The sequence below is a fragment of the Methylocaldum sp. genome (genome assembly GCF_035627495.1).
Lineage (GTDB): Bacteria > Pseudomonadota > Gammaproteobacteria > Methylococcales > Methylococcaceae > Methylocaldum.
Genome location: NZ_DASPLO010000147.1, coordinates 1 through 2514 on the forward strand (window position 1 = coordinate 1; position 2514 = coordinate 2514).

1 protein-coding gene is annotated in these 2514 nt (G+C 55.3%); it reads right to left on the bottom strand.

Features of this window, described 5'->3' with window-relative positions; genetic code table 11:
• Positions 1–366: 366 nt before the first annotated feature.
• The coding region (locus tag VEB01_RS12005) for an FG-GAP-like repeat-containing protein (protein ID WP_324875726.1) at positions 367–2514 on the bottom strand (2148 nt) is incomplete at its 5' end.

Consider the following 2514-nt stretch of genomic DNA (forward strand, 5'->3'; position numbering starts at 1 on the left):
AAGCTGCCCTTGGCAACAACGGTCGACGAGTTCGAGAAACTCCTGCCCTGGCATCTCACCCAGCCCGTTGCGGCTACCTGACCCGATCGACTACAACCTCGTCTCGCCAAGCTCAAGGGCGTCGTTAAAAGAGCGCTTACGGATCGTGCATCGAGAAGAAGGCATAGATCAATTAATTGAGGTAAGCAATAATGTGCGGCCGGCGGTTTCGGGCTACCGCTGACCAATGAGCTCTCTGATCTGGACTCGGTCCAGGAAGTGGATCAGCTTCTTCAGCTTAGGCTGTTATGATCCCGACTTCAGATTTCACTCCGGCGCTAGCTATCGGCCTTGCTTACCCATTTCATGGCGAGAGTACTGGCACGACTAACCCCCATCCTCATTAGCAATTGGCGCTGCGGTATTGAAGAAGTAATCCACCTGCGCGGTATAGCCCGGTGATGTGCCGGTGCTCCCGGCAAACGGCCCCACTTTTGTCACGTTGAGGACATGGGTGAACTCGCCGGTTGTCGTCCATGTCGAGCCATCGGCGGAATACTTCAGTGTCCAAACATCCCCCGTCCGTGTTACCCGTAGATAGGACGCGGCAGCGGCCGCGACTACCCTATTGACGACCTGCTTTGATACGCCATTTATGGTGACCCCAATGAAGATGCGCAGATTTGTCCCATCATGATACGTGTCAAATCGGAGCCAGTTGTTTGCATCTTGTTCGACCAGAATGCCCTGCAACTGAAACCTCTGAGTCGGCCGGCTGAGAAACTTCGCCTCAACCTCGAAGTCTCCGTTAAGCGCATCCTGCATCACCCGTGCCCCACGGTTCGTGTTAAATACATCGTAATCGCCTGAGGGGACTACCAGTTCCAGATAGGCTTCGTCACCCATCCTCACCAAATTGCTCCCCGTTCCGGCTGGCCCTGTAAAGGACCAGTATGCCGCTAAACCATCAGCGTTAAAGTCGTCAGACTTAACGGCAGGCATTGAGGGATCTACGATATTTAACGTAAACGCGCCACTGCCAGGCTTGACACCATCCTGACCGCCGTCCGTGAGGGTGAGGGCGAAGGCGTCACGCGTTGTGCTCGCCCCATTATGGACATACACAACGCGGTTGCTATCGATATCGGCCTGAGTGAAGGTACCGCCTTGGGTAAGCGAGACGCCGTTGAGTTGCAGTACACCAAAATCGGGTAGGTCGGACACAGTGTAGGTTAATGCCGTCGGCGGATCCTCGTCGTCCCTGGCTTCAAGTAAGCTCGTATCGATGGTCAGCGTACCGCCCTGGGGCAGAGAGACGTAATGTGCCTTAGTTTGGTAATGCAAGGCGACAGTATTGTCATCACGACTGGCCGCAATGATGTCAATATGACCGTCGCCATCCACATTCGCGGCAGAAACGCCGTAAGCGCCACGTGCAGAGTAGTCGATCAGATGCCTGGAGAAGCTACTGCCACCGTCGTTCCGATACCAGGCTATCGTATGGTCATGCGGACTGGACGCGAGCACATCGCTGTCGCCGTCGCCGTCCACGTCAGCCACGAAGACGGCGCGAGCCCCATCCGCGAAGGTATCGATAGCGCGTTTCGTGAATCCACCGCTGCCATTATTTTCATACCAAGCAACCGTATCGTCATTTTGACTGGCTGTAACCAGGTCGATGTCGCTGTCGCGGTCAAGATCCGTGCCCAGCACGAAATAGGCTCCATCGACTGTGGTATCTATCGATCTTTTAACGAAGTTTTGTTGGCCGTCATTTTCGTACCACGAGATCTTATCGTCATGGAAACTAGCAACGGCAATATCAATGTCATTGTCTCCATCGAGATCCGCAGCAAACACGGATTTGGCACCCAAAGCGCCAACGTCGATGGGGGAATGTTCAATAAAGTTGGAGCTGCCGTCGTTTTCATACCAAACGACCGAATTCCCATCCTGGTTACCCCCGACCACGTCAGTGTCGCCGTCGCCATCAAGATCCGTAGGATAGAGGCTGTGCGCTCCATCGGCATTGGCGTCGATGACGCGCTTGGTGAATCCGCCACTGCCGTTGTTCTCATACCAAACTGCCATATCGGCTAAATAACCGGTTGCGAGCACGTCTATAGCGCCATCACGATTTAAATCCGTAACAAAGACTGGATAGGCCCCATCCAAGCTGGAATCGATAACCCGCTTGGTAAATCCGCCGTTGCCGTTGTTTTCATACCAGGCGACCGTATCGTCTACGTAGTCTGTCGCGACCACGTCCGTATCGCCATCTCCATCGAAATCTGCGGCGACAGCGAAATGGGTTTGATCCATAGTGGTATCAATGATCTGTTTCGAGAAGCTGGGTACACCCGTAACAATCTTTGGCGCATGGTTGACCTCGCCCGCGCTGGCCGTGACGGTCAGGGTCGCCGGGTTGCTGGTGGCGCTGCCGGCGCTGTTGCTCACGATGCAGCGGAAGGTCGCGCCGCTATCGGCCAGGGTGGTGGCCGGGGTGGTGTAGGAGGCCCCGGTGGCCCCGGCGAT